The organism is Burkholderia sp. M6-3 (genome assembly GCF_050858985.1).
Taxonomy (GTDB): domain Bacteria; phylum Pseudomonadota; class Gammaproteobacteria; order Burkholderiales; family Burkholderiaceae; genus Paraburkholderia; species Paraburkholderia caledonica.
The window spans coordinates 39,860-56,093 of record NZ_CP110092.1; the positions used below are offsets into that span (position 1 = coordinate 39,860).

14 protein-coding genes and 2 pseudogenes are annotated in these 16,234 nt (G+C 62.0%); 6 read left to right on the top strand and 10 right to left on the bottom strand.

The features are described from left to right. Positions 1 to 85 precede the first annotated feature (85 nt). A complete protein-coding gene (locus OH764_RS32675; RefSeq protein ID WP_498851574.1) occupies positions 86 to 280 on the bottom strand; it encodes a YqaE/Pmp3 family membrane protein in 195 nt (64 codons plus the stop codon). Positions 281 to 972: 692 nt separating this feature from the next. Here OH764_RS32675 and OH764_RS32680 point away from each other — a divergent pair. Further along, a complete protein-coding gene (locus OH764_RS32680; RefSeq protein ID WP_498851575.1) occupies positions 973 to 1,356 on the top strand; it encodes an ATP-dependent DNA ligase in 384 nt (127 codons plus the stop codon). A 62-nt stretch (positions 1,357 to 1,418) separates the two neighbouring features. Then, positions 1,419 to 2,590, top strand: a protein-coding gene (locus tag OH764_RS32685; protein WP_498851576.1) for an IS3 family transposase whose coding sequence is annotated in 2 segments (ribosomal slippage) — positions 1,419 to 1,707 and positions 1,707 to 2,590 — 1,173 coding nt in all. Because the reading frame shifts where the segments join, the coding sequence is not laid out codon by codon here. 404 nt (positions 2,591 to 2,994) lie between these two features. On the opposite strand, the gene OH764_RS32690 is transcribed toward OH764_RS32685, so the two are convergent. The 5 genes from OH764_RS32690 to OH764_RS32710 form a co-directional block, all read right to left on the bottom strand. Then, positions 2,995 to 3,987 (bottom strand): Csu type fimbrial protein, encoded by a 993-nt coding sequence (locus OH764_RS32690; protein WP_498851577.1) that lies wholly within the window; start codon positions 3,985 to 3,987, stop codon positions 2,995 to 2,997. Then, a complete protein-coding gene (locus OH764_RS32695; protein ID WP_498851578.1) occupies positions 3,984 to 6,404 on the bottom strand; it encodes a fimbria/pilus outer membrane usher protein in 2,421 nt (806 codons plus the stop codon). Before OH764_RS32695 ends, OH764_RS32690 begins: the two co-directional genes overlap by 4 nt. 156 nt (positions 6,405 to 6,560) lie before the next feature. Then, positions 6,561 to 7,292: a fimbrial biogenesis chaperone gene (locus OH764_RS32700; RefSeq protein ID WP_498851579.1), complete on the bottom strand. Its 732-nt coding sequence runs from the start codon at positions 7,290 to 7,292 to the stop codon at positions 6,561 to 6,563. A gap of 92 nt (positions 7,293 to 7,384) precedes the next feature. Continuing rightward, a complete protein-coding gene (locus OH764_RS32705) occupies positions 7,385 to 7,894 on the bottom strand; it encodes a Csu type fimbrial protein (protein ID WP_498851580.1) in 510 nt (169 codons plus the stop codon). A gap of 137 nt (positions 7,895 to 8,031) precedes the next feature. Next, positions 8,032 to 8,286, bottom strand: coding sequence for a hypothetical protein (locus tag OH764_RS32710; protein WP_498851581.1), 255 nt, complete (start codon positions 8,284 to 8,286; stop codon positions 8,032 to 8,034). Positions 8,287 to 8,616: 330 nt separating this feature from the next. On the opposite strand from OH764_RS32710, the gene OH764_RS32715 reads away from it, so the two are divergent. Further along, positions 8,617 to 8,856 carry a hypothetical protein gene (locus OH764_RS32715; protein ID WP_498851582.1) on the top strand — a complete coding sequence of 80 codons (240 nt, stop codon included), beginning with the start codon at positions 8,617 to 8,619 and terminating at the stop codon, positions 8,854 to 8,856. 382 nt (positions 8,857 to 9,238) lie between these two features. Next, positions 9,239 to 9,426: pseudogene (locus OH764_RS32720) on the top strand (RND transporter); the annotation flags it as partial. On the opposite strand, the gene OH764_RS32725 reads toward OH764_RS32720, so the two are convergent. After that, a complete protein-coding gene (locus tag OH764_RS32725) occupies positions 9,407 to 10,831 on the bottom strand; it encodes a sensor histidine kinase (RefSeq protein WP_498851583.1) in 1,425 nt (474 codons plus the stop codon). The pseudogene OH764_RS32720 and the gene OH764_RS32725 sit on opposite strands and share 20 nt — an antisense overlap. Further along, entirely contained in the window at positions 10,831 to 11,508 is a 678-nt protein-coding gene (locus tag OH764_RS32730) for a response regulator transcription factor (RefSeq protein WP_498851738.1), read from the bottom strand. The genes OH764_RS32725 and OH764_RS32730 overlap by 1 nt, the downstream gene beginning before the upstream one ends. 935 nt (positions 11,509 to 12,443) lie before the next feature. Here OH764_RS32730 and OH764_RS32735 point away from each other — a divergent pair. Further along, on the top strand, positions 12,444 to 12,842 hold the full coding sequence (locus OH764_RS32735) for a reverse transcriptase N-terminal domain-containing protein (RefSeq protein WP_498851739.1): 399 nt from the start codon (positions 12,444 to 12,446) through the stop codon (positions 12,840 to 12,842). Between the two features lie 15 nt (positions 12,843 to 12,857). Here OH764_RS32735 and OH764_RS32740 read toward each other — a convergent pair. Then, positions 12,858 to 13,223, bottom strand: a pseudogene (locus OH764_RS32740) (IS30 family transposase); the annotation flags it as partial. A 31-nt stretch (positions 13,224 to 13,254) separates the two neighbouring features. Next, a complete protein-coding gene (locus OH764_RS32745; RefSeq protein ID WP_498851584.1) occupies positions 13,255 to 14,523 on the bottom strand; it encodes an IS256 family transposase in 1,269 nt (422 codons plus the stop codon). A gap of 143 nt (positions 14,524 to 14,666) precedes the next feature. Between OH764_RS32745 and OH764_RS32750 the strand changes: the two genes are divergently transcribed. Further along, complete coding sequence (locus OH764_RS32750) at positions 14,667 to 16,043, top strand: transposase (protein ID WP_498851585.1); 1,377 nt, start codon at positions 14,667 to 14,669, stop codon at positions 16,041 to 16,043. Positions 16,044 to 16,234 lie beyond the last annotated feature (191 nt).

The window sequence follows — 16,234 nt, forward strand, 5'->3', positions numbered from 1 at the left end:
TGCTTCCGTTTCCATACCAGGGGCGACGCCGGGCCATCGATAGTCACCTCACGACCCGACAGCGTGGAGCCGCGAATGGCATCGATCAGCCGCGACTTCCCAGCGCACGTTCGATCTTCTGGTCCGTCTTGTACTGACTCAAGGCGAAAACGGACCATATCGCCGCGGGAACCCAGCCGATTATTGTCAGCTGAAGCAGCAGGCAGATGATCCCTGCGAACGGGCGGCCAATGGTGAAGAACTGGAGCCACGGCAGAATAATGGCAAGCGGTAGGCGCATTTTTCTATCCTTGTTTCGTTTATGAATTTATACCGACGGGCTGCCGGAAAGGGGAAGGGCAAATAACGGCGGCGTCAGGTACCTTGCGTCACATCAATGAGGTGCGACCCACGGTTGCCGCTTGCGCTCTTCTGCTTCGTACCGTCCGGGTAGTTCAGCACGTCCCGAGATATCGTAGTATTTAACGGCTCGACCGCGCCTGATCTTTAGTGAAACTCGACGCCAGCGGCCTGGCGCCCAACCGTGCGGTACGCAACCGGCGCCGGCTTGGGACGGGCAGGGTGCGGTATAGAAACTGTTGTTCTTGAGCAGCCCACTGCAATGTCGGCCCGGTATGCCGCGGATTCAAGCTTTCATTTGGCGACTACCCGCGCGCGGGCTCGAGAGGACTGCCATGACCCGAGATCAGTTTGTTCAACAGCTTGCAATGATGCTCCGGGACTTGCCGCGAGGCACCGCCGCTGACCTGAACGCATTCATGGTTGCTTACTGGAACGGCAGCGAAATTGTGTTTGCGTTTCTCTGTAAGCGTGGAATTGGTGCGACCTAGGAAGAGTTCGACATCGACGACTACGTCTGGGAGGACTGGCAGCCGACGTTTGAAAACTGGATAGTGTCTCCTTCTTTTAGCAATCGCCCGGAGGTTCTCGCATGGCAGAGCGACGCGCCTTCGCACTAGGCAGGCGAGCGACATGGGGCGCTGGAACCCAGCCGCTCCTGCGCGTGTCGCCGCGCGAGCGGACGAAAGCCAAGGGGGACCCCGAGCGTTGATTCAGCCGCAACTGGCGACGCTCGCAGACTGTCCGCCGATGAGCGGCGACTGGTCTTACGAAATCAAGTTCGACGGCTACCGGCTGATGACGCGCATTGAACGAGGCGTGGTCAAGCTCTTCACGCGCAACGGCCACGACTCGACAGCGCGAATGCCGCAGCTGGTGCAAGCATGTGAGGCCTTGCAAGTCGGTAACGCGTGGCTGGACCGAGAGGCGGTCGTGCGTGATTCGGGCGGCCGTCCTGATTTCAACGATTTGCGGAACGCGTTTGACCGGCGCAGCACCGCTCAGATCATCATGTGACCATGCCTCGATTTCGCATACAGCAGGAATTTTGTTAATTTCCTGTTTGTACGGAAGATTGCATGTCAGAGAAGTCAGTGCCGAAAAGGCATTACACGAACGAGTTCAAGGTTGAAGCCATCAGGCTTGCCGAAACAGCCGGGCAGCATGCAGCGGCGCGCAGGCTCGGGGTGCCAGTGGCGACGTTGGGGAACTGGAGTCGGCGTAGCCGCAGTTCCGAAGGCGGCATCGAGACGAGTGGTCGTGATGTGAGCGCTGCACGTGTTACGCGCCCGATCAGCGAGCTGGAGGCAGAGAACAGCCGGCTGCGCAAGGAACTCGCCAGCGCGAAACTGGATATTGAAATTCTCTCAAAAGCGACGGCGTACTTCGCGAAGGGGTCGCGGTGAAGTACGCCTGGATCGACGATCACCGCGACCAGTACAGCATCACCCGGCTATGCCAGATTATGGGCGTTTCGCGCAGCGGATATTGCCAGTGGCGCGTTCGACCGCCCAGCGCGAGGGCGCAAGCGAACGCGGCTTTGGATGTGGAAGTCGCGGCGATCCACCGCGAGCCTCGTGGCACATATGGCCGCTCCCGCATCGTGCGTCAATTGCGAGCCCAGGGTCGTGCGGCGAGCGAGGAGCGTGTGCGACGTAGCTTGCGACGTCAGGACTTGCGCCCGGTCTACAGGCGTGCCTATCGGGTCACGACGGACTCGGCGCACAGCCTGCCTGTAGCGCCGAACCTGCTCGATCGTCGTTTCAACGGCTGGCAGCCTGATCGTGCCTGGGTTAGCGAGACCGGCGAAGGCTGGCTGTATCTCGCAGCAATACTCGATCTGGCGAGCCGACGCGTAGTGGGCTGGTCAGTGTCCGAACGCATTGACGCCGAGCTTGTTTGCCAGGCACTGCGCAGCGCGTGCTGGCAACGCAAACCGGCGCCGGGACTGCTGTTACATTCCGACAGAGGGGCCCAGTATGCAAGCCGGGCATACCAAAAGCTGGCTGCTGGATTCAAGGCAACGATCTCTATGAGCCGTCGTGCCAACGCGTGGGACAACGCCCCGATGGAAAGCTTGTTCAAGACCCTGAAAGTCGAGAGAATCTATGAGGTCCACTACGAAACTCGGGCGCAGGCTCGTCTGGATATCGTCGACTGGATCGAGGGCTACTACAATCGAGAGCGTCTGCACACCTCGATAGGATTTCTTACCCCTGTCGACTACGAGGCCGCGTTGATCGCGGCATGATCTGCTGTACGTGGAAACGAGGCAGGGTCAGTCAGGACCAGGTCGGCGTGACCGGTCAGGCCGACAATATGCGGGGGGAGTGATGCGCCGTTGCGGATTTGCGGCAGACATCGCACCCATCAGCGTCGGGAAGGGACACGCCAAGCATGGACACATCACAAGCGCCGGCGCGGGCGAGCGTCGGCGCCATCGTAAGCAGCCGACCGTCGGTGGCTCAGCCGGCACGCAAGTTCAACCACTGCGTCAGCGACGTCCCGCTGGCCGTCACCAAAAGTACGTCTCCCATTGCTTTTCCAGAGGTCCGAAAATTGCGCGTGCGCCACTCGCTGCGCATGTCGCCGGACGACGCAACCAGAGCAAAAACCTAGCCAGTTGCATGATGGCACGATGCAGCCGCGTACGGGTCAGTAGGTGATCGTGACGATGATAGTGTCGACATAAGCCCCGGCGGCCGGCGTCGTCTGCGGCTGGACCCGCGCATAGACCGTCACTGACTGACTGGCGCCAGTACCGGTGCCGGCGAGCGCACTGCTACCGGCCGAGCCATCGCCCCAGACGGTCGAATAGCTGGCGTTCTGGTACAGCTGGTAATGGACCTGGTCAGTTGCGCCGCCGCGCGTCATACGCCGGTCTGCGACGCTTGCGCCGCTGCCTGCCCCGGCCGACAACGCGATTGAATAGGCGTCGCCGCCGGTGCACGCCACCGTCAGCGTGCCGGTGGCCGTCAGCGCCGTGCTGAGCACTCCGGCCGCGCCGAAGTTGATGTTGGTGGCCGAGAGGGCGCAGTCATTGATGACTGTGGCGCTCACGGTGAACGGCAGTGTAATCGCCGGTGTCGACAGCGTTGAGCAGGAGGGCGCGGCGACAAAATACTGCGCGTAGTCGAACTCGGACTGAGCGGTGCCGGCAAACGTTGAGACGTACGTGCCTGCGACCAATGTGGTCTGCGATGCCGGAGCGCGACCGTAGACAGTGAGGGTGGCGCTCCCCGACGCAGTGCCCCCGGTCGATGTCAGCGGAATGTCGACCTGCACCGGCGCATAGGTGGCGGTGCGACGCGTGCCCCAGATCGTCGTCGCGGCTGAATTCGCGTACAGGTTGTACTGCAACTGCTGCGCTCCGTTCAGTGCGATACGGGGCGCCCAGGTCGTGCCGCCGCTGCCGGTGCCGAGGTTCACGCAGGCCCGCACCGGCAGCGCAAGCGCAAACCCGCTGCAGGTGATGGTAATGGTCGACGACGCACTAGCCGATGTACCCGCAACCGGGCTGATCGCGCCAAAGTTCAAATTCGATGCTGTGCCCGTGCAAGCTTGCGCAAACGCGGTAGTGGCACCGCATAGTGCCAACACGGCGAAGAGTATGCGCGGCGCCCGCAAGACTATTCGCGTGGTTTTCATGGTCCCTCCGACCCGCAGGTGAATGGTCCAAGCGTGGGAAGGGCGCCGCGCTTCGCGGCGAACGGCGCGGAGATTTCGCATGTCGCGTCTGCCAGCTGGGCGGTGAAAGTATTGGCACTGGCCAGATCGTCGACGAACGCAAGGCCGTCGTAGCCGGTCACGAAGCGCCGGCCGGTTTCGCGGTGCGTCACGACCGTGCCAGGGGGCAGCGGTTGACCGGCCGCATCGACCAGCAGCAACTGGGCGCCATGAAAGCCCTGCAGCGGAAAACGCGCGAGCACGCCTGAGCGCGCCTGCGGCGCAAGGTTTATCTGCGTGGTTGAGACCGATGTGTCCGCCGACAGCCCGAGCGGGTCGATCGCAAGATGATTGGGTTCATAGGCGATGAGGTCCGGCACCAGCAGGTGCCCGGAACCGTTGGTTTCACCGATCAGGCGGTTTTCATGCAGGACTGGCACGTGTGGCACGCCATCGGTCGACACGAGTGCGAACGCATCGTCGATGCGCCGGCCGGCGAGCACATCGCCAGCCATTACCACGAAGGAACCTGAGGCATCCAGCTCGCCGTAGGTGCGCGACTGCGCGTTGGCCACGGTCGCGAGCAGATCGCCGTAGCGCCCGCGCCAAGTACCCTGCGCCAGCGACTGCTGGCTGCCGTTCTGCCGTGCGGTCTGCACTTGCCAGCCAAAGCCGCCGCCATAGTCGGCGGTCTTCGTGATGGCCGCGCCAAGGAGCGGCTTGCCACGGTCGCTGCCGGCATCGACGCTTGCGTTGACTGACCCGCCGAGCGGAAAGCTCACCGCCACGAACAGTCCAGTGTTCTTCGTGTCGCCGAAGTCATGATAGAGGCTTGCTGAAAGCGAAATGCTCAATGGCAGCGTGACAGTGCACGCGAGTGAGCCGATTTTTGAGTCGCCATAGTACCGGTCGTTCAGGCCGACAACACTCGCGCTTGCGGTACTGCTTATGCCGAACGCGCGAAACGGTGCAGCTAGCGTGGCCCGGTACGTTGCCCGCGGCACCGGTGTGCCCTCGGCCGACGCGAGATCGCTGTAGTGGGGCGTCGCTTTCTGCCCCTGGAGGTCGATCGAAACAGACGGGGTATGCCATTGCCAGTCCGCAGCGAGCTGCACACCGCTGCCGCCCGGCGTCGGCGCATTGCCAGTTGATATTCCCGTGCCCCTGACATCGGTCCCGATACCCACCTGCACAAAGCCAGGGCCGAAAAAGCCGGCGCCGTATGTGCTGGACATCGCATGGCTGCCGCCGTCGCCTGCGCTAGCCGCAAGCGCCAGACTGAAGACGCCTGTGGGACCAGCTTCGACGAGGGCGCCTACGCCTGCGTTGTAGACGCCGCGAGTGACCTCTGCGTGCGCCTCAAGAGTCAGCGCGTCGGTCAGCCCATGGCGGAACGAAGCCGATAGGGATGGCTCACCGGCGTAGTCAAACGAACGCAGCGCGTACGAGCGGCGCACGAAGCCGCCTTCGACCGAGAAGTCGGTCAGCCCTCGCGCAAGCAGTCTCGAGTCGATATAGAGTGGCACCGTTGTCATGACGTTGCGGCCCAGCACGTCACGCGTAACGATGACCGCTTCGCCTGCACCCGTGACCGCCGGCGTCGCATTGATGACGAACGGCCCGGACGGTGCTGTACCGCTGAACTGGCGAACGTTGTTCACGTACAGGTCGACCGCGCCTGGCACGGCGGTGGACCCGGCGAAGGTCGGTATTGGATAGGTGATGAGGTCCGGGCGCAGCGCGAAATCGCGCGAGAGTTGCGCACCGCCCAATCGTACCGGCCGCGTCCAGGTGAGGGAAGAAGATATGGTATCGCCGATGCGCGTTGTGATCATCGACCCCGGGTCCGAATGACTCCACAATGTATCGAGCCGTACATAGCGGTGCTGATTCGTGTACCAGTACGCGGTGCCGGTGTTATCGACAAGGCCACGCGGGTAGAAAAGGCGCTGCTCGGTGTAAAGGCCGTACTGCGTGGGCGAGTTCGTCTGGAAGCTTGCGTCGTAGTTGATGACCAGTCCCGTGCCGCTCACCGAGACAGGCGGCCGCGGTTGCGCGTTGCGCAACGCGGCCGGCACGCGGCGCGCGTCAGCCATCTGCAGGTCAATGCGTTGGCGCTCTGGACGAAAGGTATAGCGCAAGCCGGGTATGAGTCCCAGCGCGACCCGCCCATTTGAGTCAGCCTGGAGGTCTTCCGTCCGGATGCCCAGCTCGCGCAGTTCAGCCGGCGTCGTGTAGATCATCTGGTCGGTGACGAAGTACTGCGCGACCTGCTGGGTGGACGTGCCGTTGATCGTTACCTCGAGATACAGGTCGCCCCGCGCCGGGGCGATAGCCGGTACCGGAGCCACGGGAGGCATGCCTAGCGGTGGCGGCGTGATCTGCGCAAGTGGTGTCATGGCCTCGCCGACCTGCGGTACCTGGGCTCCGGCTGGCGCATTTGTTGACGGATCCATGTCGGCAGCTGACGCCGGAGCCGAGATCAGCGCGCCGACTAGCCAGCTGCAGCACAACACGTTGCGGACAGGCGAGCGCGGTTGCCGCATCCTCACCTGTCAACGGGCGGGCGCACCCGACGCCGGCGCGGGCGTCGGTTCGGTGGCCGCTCGGGAGACGCTCACCTGCGTGGTGACCGGCTCGCCGTTGACGATCACGTGCAGAGTGGCGGAGGTGAGACTCGAGGGCGCGCCGACGACCGGCCAGCGGCGCGTCGCCCGCGGTAACGCATAGCCGAGCAGGCCGGGCGACACCTCAGTGGATCGTCCGTCTGGCCAGTCTAGGCGCACCCTGCTCAGTTGCGCATGCGCGGCCGTCCGGTTCGCTGCACGCAACGTCAACCCGCCAGCTGGCGGCCGCTCGAGCGCATACTCGATAGCAGGCAGCTTGCCACCGTCAGGCGCGCCGACAAAAACTGGCACCGAATAGCGCAACTGCATCCGCACGCCGGTCGTCTGCGGGGCCTGGTCGGACGGAATCTCGTCGATCAGCAGCCGATATGTCTCCTCCGACGCGACGGGCGCCTTGTCAACCCTGAGGATACGCACGGTCTGATCAGCGCCAGGCGCAATCTGGGCGATTGGTGGACTTGCGACGACGAGATTAGTGCGCTCCAGTCGGTCCTCGTCGAGCGATTGCGTCCAGGCGAACACACGGACCTGCGCATTTAGCGGCGCCGCGCCGCCGTTGTGCAGCGTAAGTGCAGCGGCTGGCCGGTCGGAGGACAAATCCAGCCGGATCGGCGAGACCTGTAGCGCGGCCGCCTGCACAAGGCTGACGGGGATGAGCACGATGACGGCGACAGCTAAGCCTGCCGCAGCGCGGGACAATAACCTTCCGCGGGGCCGCGAGTAGGCCCGCTGACGCTCAGACCTGCGCATCGTCAGAACGTTACGGTCGCGGTGACAGTCGACGAGTAGGTGCCGGCCGCCGGCGTATTCTGTGGTGTGACCCGGCCGTAGACGGTCAGCGTTTGTGCCGCGCCGGTGCCGGTGCCGGACTGCGTATCGGTGCCCAAAGTCTGGCCCCAGACCAGAGATCGGGCGGCGTCGCGATACAGCTGGTAGGCGACGGTTGGCGCGGGCGTCCCTGTGCCGGCAAGCAACCGGTTAGCCACCGTCGAGCCCGTGACCGAGCCTGCATCGAGACCGACGTTGTAAGGCGCCCCGTTGGAGCAAGTCACCGTCATGGTTGTGGTCTGGTCAATGTTCGCGGCTATCACGCCCGAGTTACCGAAGTTCAGGGTATTCGCGGCGATCTGGCAGTCATTCTGGACCGTTAGCGTCACCGTGAACGTGGTCGTGCGGGTCGCCGCTAGTACGGTCAAAGGAACGAGGGGAGCGCTCGCCAGCGCGAGCGATAGCAGATAAATCCCAGTAGAACGCCGCTTCATTGTTTTCTCCATATGAGCACCGAAAGGCCGCGCACGCGTTAACATCAGACGAATTATGATGCGCTGAATCGCAGTGGAGTCGTAACGTTTTGTAACGAGCCAAAGGACACCTGCCCGCAGCCACGTTTTGCCGTCCCTCAAAAAGCTATTTCGGCGACGCGCGTGGCAGGCTGCACGAAGGAAACGTTGCTTTCCCCGCGTGTCGTGGCAAAACGGGAGCCAATAAGGATCCGGTAAGGCGCGCCGGCTGAGCAGCTGACGCGTGGAGTTGCCGTGCCGGTATCCAGCGTGCAGACGTCGAGAATGGTCAGTGATACGCGTATGGCGCCGGTTTGCGTTCCGGCGTGCGCGGGCGGGTCGCCGCACAGGGCAACCAGAACAAGCGGCAGCATGGCTACCGCAGTCGGCGCCGAAGCGCGCGGACTCGCAAAGTTGAACTTTTTCACAACGGCTGCAAGTGGAGGAGGCGGACGCAACACCGGGTCCGTAAGCTCGTTAACGGCCGGGTGGGCCAGCTTCTGAAGCGCGTCTCGCCAAGAAACATCACTCAGACGGCAACTGCGCAATGCCGGCCGGCGGGTGTGGCCCTGTGGGAGCGATTTTCAGTCGAGCGAGCTGACCTGCCTGACGCGGCAAATGGCAGCGAGACGAGTCGCATCGGTAACACTGCTCCTCCTCTGGCAGCAGGTCACCTATACTTCGTCCCTTCGAGGGAGAGGGGGATGGGCAATTACGAAGACGTTGCCGAACGTCACGACGCGGAGGCGGCGGTCGTCGCCAGCCAGCTTGAGCGCGCACTCGCGCCGCTGGACAGGATCCAGCAGCAAGGTCATCTGGTGACGAGCGGCGCGGAGGTGAGGGCGGGCCTTGTCCGGTCGCTCGGGCGGCTCGGCGCAGACGCGCCACGCCAGAAGGATGTACTGCCCGTTGCTCACGTAGGTGCCGCGACTTCGCGGCGGTAGAGCGCCTCACTGTTACTACACGCTGTCGCGGTTTGACGGAACTGTTCGGTGGCCGCCCTCAGCGCAGCGGCCGGCCATGACAGTTACCTAGCCTTCATCATCGTCGTTCGACCTGACCGGTGCAATCAGCGGCTGCGAGGCGTCGACGCCAAGAGATACAACGCATCGGCGCAGACCAGCCGGTACGGGCGGTTTCGAGCGTGCCGAAGAACTGCTGGAGACGCACGGTCACTGCCGAAAAATAGGCAGGAGGACATGAAACTGATTTCTTGATGACGAGCGCCCGGCGCCGGAGGGCTGGATTAGATGTATTCGCAACCTGAAGCAATCCGGCTGCTTGAAGCGGAGGGCATCCTGATACCTGCCGTTGAATTGACTATGCGTGACCGCACAAACCATTGCGCTCACGAATGAACGCACGCAGGAACTGATCGACGCACGCGTGTTGATGCCAGCGTGCAGTTCTTAAAAGCGCTGGGCGGCGGCTGGAGTCGCACGTCGCTCGATGAAAGCGGGAACACAGCGGCGACCGCGCCACCGAACTCGCCTTCTACGCGGCCGCAAACGTGAGGATGAAGCGTGTTCCGGCCGCGTCGCTTTCGGCATGCGCGCTGCCGCCATGCAGTTCCATGATGGTGCGCACAATGGCAAGACCCAGCCCGGCAGATCCGGACGCGTTCGGCTCGCTTTTGCGCGACGGATCCACGCGATAGAAGCGGTCGAACACCCGCTCGAGCAGGGCCGGATCGATCGGCTTGCCCTCGTTCGCCACGGTCACACGCAGCGTATGCGGAGCCTCGGCGGCGGTCTGTGCATCCAGTGTGATCATGGCCCCGCGCGGCGTATAACGGAGCGCATTCGCAAGCAGATTATTGACGGCGCGCCGGAACAGTTCCACGTCGGCGCGCAACTGGCCACCGCCTGTTACGCGAATCTGCACGCCGGCTTCGTCGGCGACGCCCTCGAAGTATTCGGCGATGCGCGAAAGCTCTTGCTGCGCATCGACCTGGGTCAGCGTCTTGACGAACTGCGGGTGTTCGGCGCGGGCTAGAAACAGCACGCTTTCGATCATGCGAGACAACCGTTCGCACTCTTCGAGATTCGATGCCAGCACAGACTGATATTCATCGGCCGAACGTGGGCGTGCCAGCGCGACTTCAGTCGATCCGCGCAGATTGCCAAGCGGCGTGCGCATATCGTGGGCGAGGTCCGCCGTGTATTGCGACATCCGTTCAAAGCCGCCGTGCAGGCGGTCCAGCATCGCATTCAGCGACGCGATGAGCGCCGCCAGTTCATTCGGCGCACCATCGGCTTCGATGCGCGTGTGCAGTTTGTCGACGGTGACGTTGGCCGCGCTGTGCGCCATTGCACGCAATGGCCGCAACGACTCGCGCACCAGCAACCAGCTCATCAGGAACGCGAGCAGCATGCCCGCGAGGCCCGCGACATACAGCCGATCGCGATACCGGTCGAGCAGACGCCAGCGGTCCGCCATATCGCGTGCAATGATGATCGTCACCGGCGTACCGTCGCGCAACATTGCATCCGCGGCGAGTCCCCGCACCGGCACGCCCTGCGCGGTGCGCCATTCTGCGATATCCGCTTCGGTGATGCGTTGTGACGCGCCGATTCGTTTCATGAGCGCGGGGGACGGCGTCGTGGCGTCGGCAATGGCGGCCGTGTTGTGTTCGAACAGCAGTTTGCGCTGCGGATCGCGCACTTCCATCGATAGCGCCAGGTTGCCCAGCACCTGGCTAGTCAGACGGTCGCCATGGCTGCGCAGTTCGTCGAGCGTATTGAGCTCCTGCGCGAGACGCCGCGTGTGCCGCGCGATCAGCACGATATCGAGGTCGTCCTGCCGCTTCACCTGGCGGTCAAGCGCGAAGTACAGCACGCTGCCGACCAGCGCGAATACGAGCAGCGTCGTGCCCGCGAATGCGAGTGCAAGCGTGGTGGTCAGCGAGCGTGCTGCCATCAGTCCGGCTCTTTGGCTTCGATTACGTATCCAACGCCGCGTACGGTCTGGATCAGCTTGACGGGAAAAGCGTCGTCGATCTTCGCGCGCAGGCGGCGAATCGCCACCTCGACCACGTTCGTATCGCTGTCGAAGTTCATGTCCCACACGTATGAAGCGATCTGCGTGCGGCTCAGCACCTCGCCCTGACGGCGCAGAAGCAGTTGCAACAGCGAGAACTCGCGGGGCGTCAGATCGATTCGCGTTGCGCCGCGTTTCACGCGCCGCCGGTTGATGTCCATCTCCAGGTCGCCGACCGCGAGAAGTTCGCTCTCTCGCGGCGGACCGCGCCGCGCCAACGTACGCACCCGTGCCAGCAGTTCGACAAACGCAAATGGTTTGACGAGGTAATCGTCGCCGCCCAGTTCGAGACCGCGCACGCGGTCGTTCACGTCGTCGCGCGCGGTAAGGAACAGCACCGGCGTGGTATGAGTCGCGCGCAATACTTTCAGCACGGCCCACCCGTCCATTGTCGGCAGCATCACGTCGAGGACGATCACGTCGTAGTCCTGCTCCTGTGCGAGCAGCAGACCGTCGGCGCCGTCGTCGGCGAGGTCGACGGAATAGCCCGACTCTTCCAGGCCCTTTTTCAGGTACGCGCCTGTTTTCGGCTCGTCTTCGATCACCAGGATACGCATCACCAGCTCCGGCGTCATTGGATCAATCCCGACATTTTAAGGGACTGGACGAGGAAATGAAGCTGTAGCTTTCATCCACCTCAAGTGGTGTTACGAGGCCTAGGGTAGGAGAGGGCGCAAAGTTGGGCCAAACGATGCTATTGTTTTCACGGAGGAAACTGTCGCTCCCGGAGCAATGGATGCGTCGCGCTGAAGCGGGCCCCAGCGGATGCGGGCGGGGATTATGGTCGCATGTCCGACCAGCGTCACTCTAGCAACAGCTCATCGATCGTATGTCATCCCGTCGCTGCGGGCGCATTGACTCGGGTTATTTGTTACCGAGCCGAGGCCGTTGCCTCATGTAATTTGCTACCGTGCGACACGAAGTCGCTTGCAGAAGTTGTCCCCACGGAAACGGAGGGGACCGCCCGTGTCACCGGGTGAATCTAGGGGCCTGAATAAAGAGCGGCCCTGACAATGAAACGAAGCACCGCAAGGTGCGGGGCATCAATCGCGAGAGGCGTGCCCCTCTGGGAGCCACAACCTGGACGAGTGCTAGATAGCCGGTATGGTGAAGACATCTGAATCTGCGAAAAAGACCGTAATTTACAACAAGCGGAAGTGGCTACTACGCTTGACCAACACGGTAATGGAGGCGGGAAGGACGACTGGTAGCTGCGTTCTCGTGACCCGTACGCTTCCCGGTCGAGAGCAGGCACCTAACCCGGCAAACTTCAGCAGGCGGAACGTGGAAACCTCGTATCGCTCCCCCCGGGGACAGCAGGCTGTGAAGTCTGCCTATGGCGGTGCGAGCTTGGGATGTCGGAAGAAGCGAAGGCTGGGCTGTAACGGCCCGGATACGGGTTTGAATGTCACCCGGCACGAAAGTGAGCCCACGTCCGATTGGTCTTACCTCGCAAGAGAGTTTGTGGGATCGTTATGATGGGGAAAAGCAAATGACGGCAGCGGACACACCACTGACCGGTGCGTCCCCAAAGGTTGCGAGCTGGGACGACATTGATTGGCGTGCCATCGAGCAACAGGTGCAACGACTGCAGATACGTATTGCGAAGGCTACTCGGGAACGGCGCCGGGGCAAGGTGAAAGCTTTGCAATGGCTCCTGACCCACGCGCGCTCGGCAAAGCTTCTGGCCGTACGACGCGTGACCCGTAGCCTGGCCGCAACACGGCCGGGGTGGACGGCGTTGTCTGGAAAACCGCAACGCAGAAACTTAGGGCCGCCAGGTCACTGCAGCGCAGAGGTTATCGTCCGCTACCACTTCGGCGGATCTACATCCCCAAGAAGAACGGCAAGCTTCGGCCCCTTGGTATTCCTTGGGCGGTTTCAAGGGTGAAGCGCAACAGCGGGATTAATGTTTAGAGCCTTGAGGTTGACTTGCTGAAGCAAGGGTCGCGGCGAAGACCTCGAATGGCGAATGGAAGGCGTGAGTGGCGCGAGGCCGGCTATTCAGACCGTCGGCAATGGCATCGAGTTCATCCTGACTGTAGACCGAAAGGTCCGTGCCTTTGGGCAGATACTGTCGCAGCAGCCCGTTGGTGTTTTCGCAGGTGCCCCTTTGCCGTGGACTGTGCGGGTCGCAGAAGTACACTTTCACGCCGGTCGAGGTGGTGAGCTCTTTATGTCGCGACATTTCTTTGCCCTGGTCGTAGGTGAAGCTCTGCCGCAATGGCTCGGCAATCGAATTGAGTTTGGCGGAGAAGCCGGAGGTGTCCGAAATCTTGTGTGTCGAGGTCGGTTAAAAAACCTCAGCTGATGGCGGAGGTGAACCGCTCGCCGAACAGGATGGCGAACTGATTGACCGCTTGCCGCCAGGTGATAGGCGGCATCTTCCAATCCTTTTCGATGTTGCGCAAGGCCAGATACAGCAGCTTGCTGGCGGCTTCGTCGCTCGGGAAGTGGCCGCGGTTCTTCACGATCTTGCGCAGCTGCATATGCATGCTCTCAATGGCATTTGTCGTGTAAATGATCTTGCGCACTTCCGGCGGATAGGCAAAGAAAGGAATCACCTGCTCCCATTGGCGTTGCCACATCGCCGCGACAGTGGGGAATTTGCGGCCCCACTCGCTGTGTGCAAAGGCATCGAGCGCCGCGGCAGCGGCTTCGGCCGAAGCAGCCTGATAGATCGGCTTGAGCGCGGCGGCCAACGGCTTACGGTCCTTCCAGCCCGCCAGATTGAGCGAATTGCGGATCAAATGCACGATGCAGGTCTGGATTTGGGCAGCCGGAAACACTGCTTCAATCGCCTCAGGAAAGCCGCGCAAGCCGTCGACAACCGCAATCAGAATGTCGTGCAGGCCGCGGTTTCTCAGCTCGTTAAAGACCTTCAGCCAGAACTTGGCGCCTTCGGTTTGCTCGATCCATAGGCCCAGCACTTCCTTGCGCCCGTCGGCGCGAATACCGAGCGCCAGATACACCGCCTTGTTCCTGACCGTGCCTTCGTCGCGGATCTTCAAGCGCAGGGCGTCGAAATAGACGATCGGATACATCGCCTCGAGCGGCCGTTGCTGCCATTGCTCGACTTCGGCCAGCACTTCGTCCGTGACGGTGGAAATCAAATCGGGCGACACCTGCAAGCCGTACAGTTCCAGCAAATGGCCCTGGATTTCGCGCACGCTCATGCCGCGCGCGTACATGCCGATAACGTGGTCGTCAAAGCCCGGCAGCCGGCGTTGATATTTGCCCACTAATTGCGGCTCAAACGTGGCCTGCCGGTCACGCGGAATATCGAGCTTTAACTCGCCATTGGGCGTGATCACCGTCTTGGCGCTCGTGCCGTTGCGGTGATTGCCGCTTTGGCCTTGCTCGGCTTCCGTTTGCAGGTGGTGCGTGAGCTCCGCTGCCAGCATGCGCTCGGCCAGTTGCTTCTTCAGTTGCCCGGCCAGGCCCGATTCGCCGAGGATCGACTCGGCATCCTTGTTCTGCACCTGCGCCAGCAGTTGATCGATCAGTTCATCGGGGAACAGCTTCGGCGCCTTCGGGTTCTTGCTCTTCCTGGTCACGTTTGTGTCGGTCATTGGACGTTATTTCCGTTATCGTCTTATGACCTCTTCACACGAAATATCTGACAGGCTCCCGCAAGCACGCTATCCGCGTCCTATGCCGCGAACCTCGACCTTCAAGAACGAAGCCCGGCCCGCAGCGACGCTACGATGATGAGGTGCGTGCCGCGCTGATCACCCTGTGGGAGGCGGGCGACCGAATCTGCGGCAAACGGTTGAAGGCGCTCATCCCAACGCTGATCGACTCGATGACACGGCATGGCCACATGACGCTATCGAAGGACGTTCGCCAGCGGTTGAACCAGATCAGTGCCGCCACCATTGACCGGCTATTACGTGACGTGCGCGAACAGGCTTGTGCCGGTCAACGCCGACGCGCTGGCGGAATCGGAAATGCGATTCGCCGTGCGGTGCCAATCCGGACATTCTCTGACTGGAATAATCCTCTGCCTGGTTACCTTGAGGTTGATTTCGTCGAGCATTGCGGTGGCACCAAGATCGACGGCGACTTCGTGCACAGCTTCGTCCTGACCGATATTGCGACTGGATGGACGGAATGCCTGGCCATGCCCTATCGAAGCGGTGCGTTCGTTCTCGAGCACGTCGAACAGGTTCGTCGAGCATTGCCATTTCCGTTTCGCGGTCTGGATTGCGATAACGATACGGCTTTCATGAACGAAGCTGTATTCGACCTCTGCAAAGCAACGGGTATCGAGCTGACGCGCTCGCGCGCGTGCAAGAGAAACGACCAGGCGTGGGTCGAGCAAAAAAACGGATCAGTCGTGCGCCGTCTCGTCGGATACGGCCGGTTACGTGGACTCGAAGCTACGGAAACTCTTGCCTCCCTGTACGCGGTCTCGCGTCTGTACATCAACTTCTTCCAGCCTTCATTCAAGCTGAAATCGAAGACACGTCATGGCGCAAGGGTCACGAAGCGGTATGAAGCGCCCTTGACGCCGCTTGAGCGCGTCTTGCGGTCGGCGTCGGTTCCGGAGACGACCAAACGCAGACTGCGTGCGCAGTTTCGCGCGCTCGACCCGCTGGACCTCTTGAGCCGGATGCGCGAAGCTCAGCAGCACGTCGCGCAATGTAGCGAATCCGGCACGGCGCTGGCGGCCGCAAATGCACCTGGTCGTGTTCCTCTCGCGGAATTCCTGGCGAGTCTCGGGACAGCGTGGCAGGACGGCGAGGTAAGACCAACGCATCACCGAAAAGCGCACGTCCCCCACACCTGGCGCAGCCGGGAAGATCCGTTCGAGCACACGTGGCCGACAATACAGAAATGGCTTGAAAGCGAGCCCGGAATTACAGCAAGGAAATTGCATGAACGGCTCGTCGCACTGGCACCGGCGATGTATTCCAGCGCCCAGTTGCGTACGTTGCAACGCAGGGTGAAGCATGGCGATCGAACCGTGCCAGAGAACTGGTCATCAGATACTCGGCGACACGGACGCGCTGAAGGCTGGCACCGCTACGCGGCACCAACCTTCATCGCAAAACAATCGGAGAATGACAACTACCCGGGAGTAACATGATCCCGTGAGGCAACACGCGGGTCATGCTAATTGTCGCTCCAGGAAGCCGGTCAACCTCGCATTCGCATGCTGATCGTTTAGTACAACTCTTTCGAATTGCGACCGCCACTTCGACGCGCGGGGCCCAGCTTCGGTCCGGCGCAGCGATAGCGCCGGACAAGCGAACCGTCTTATGGCCGCGTCGAGATTAT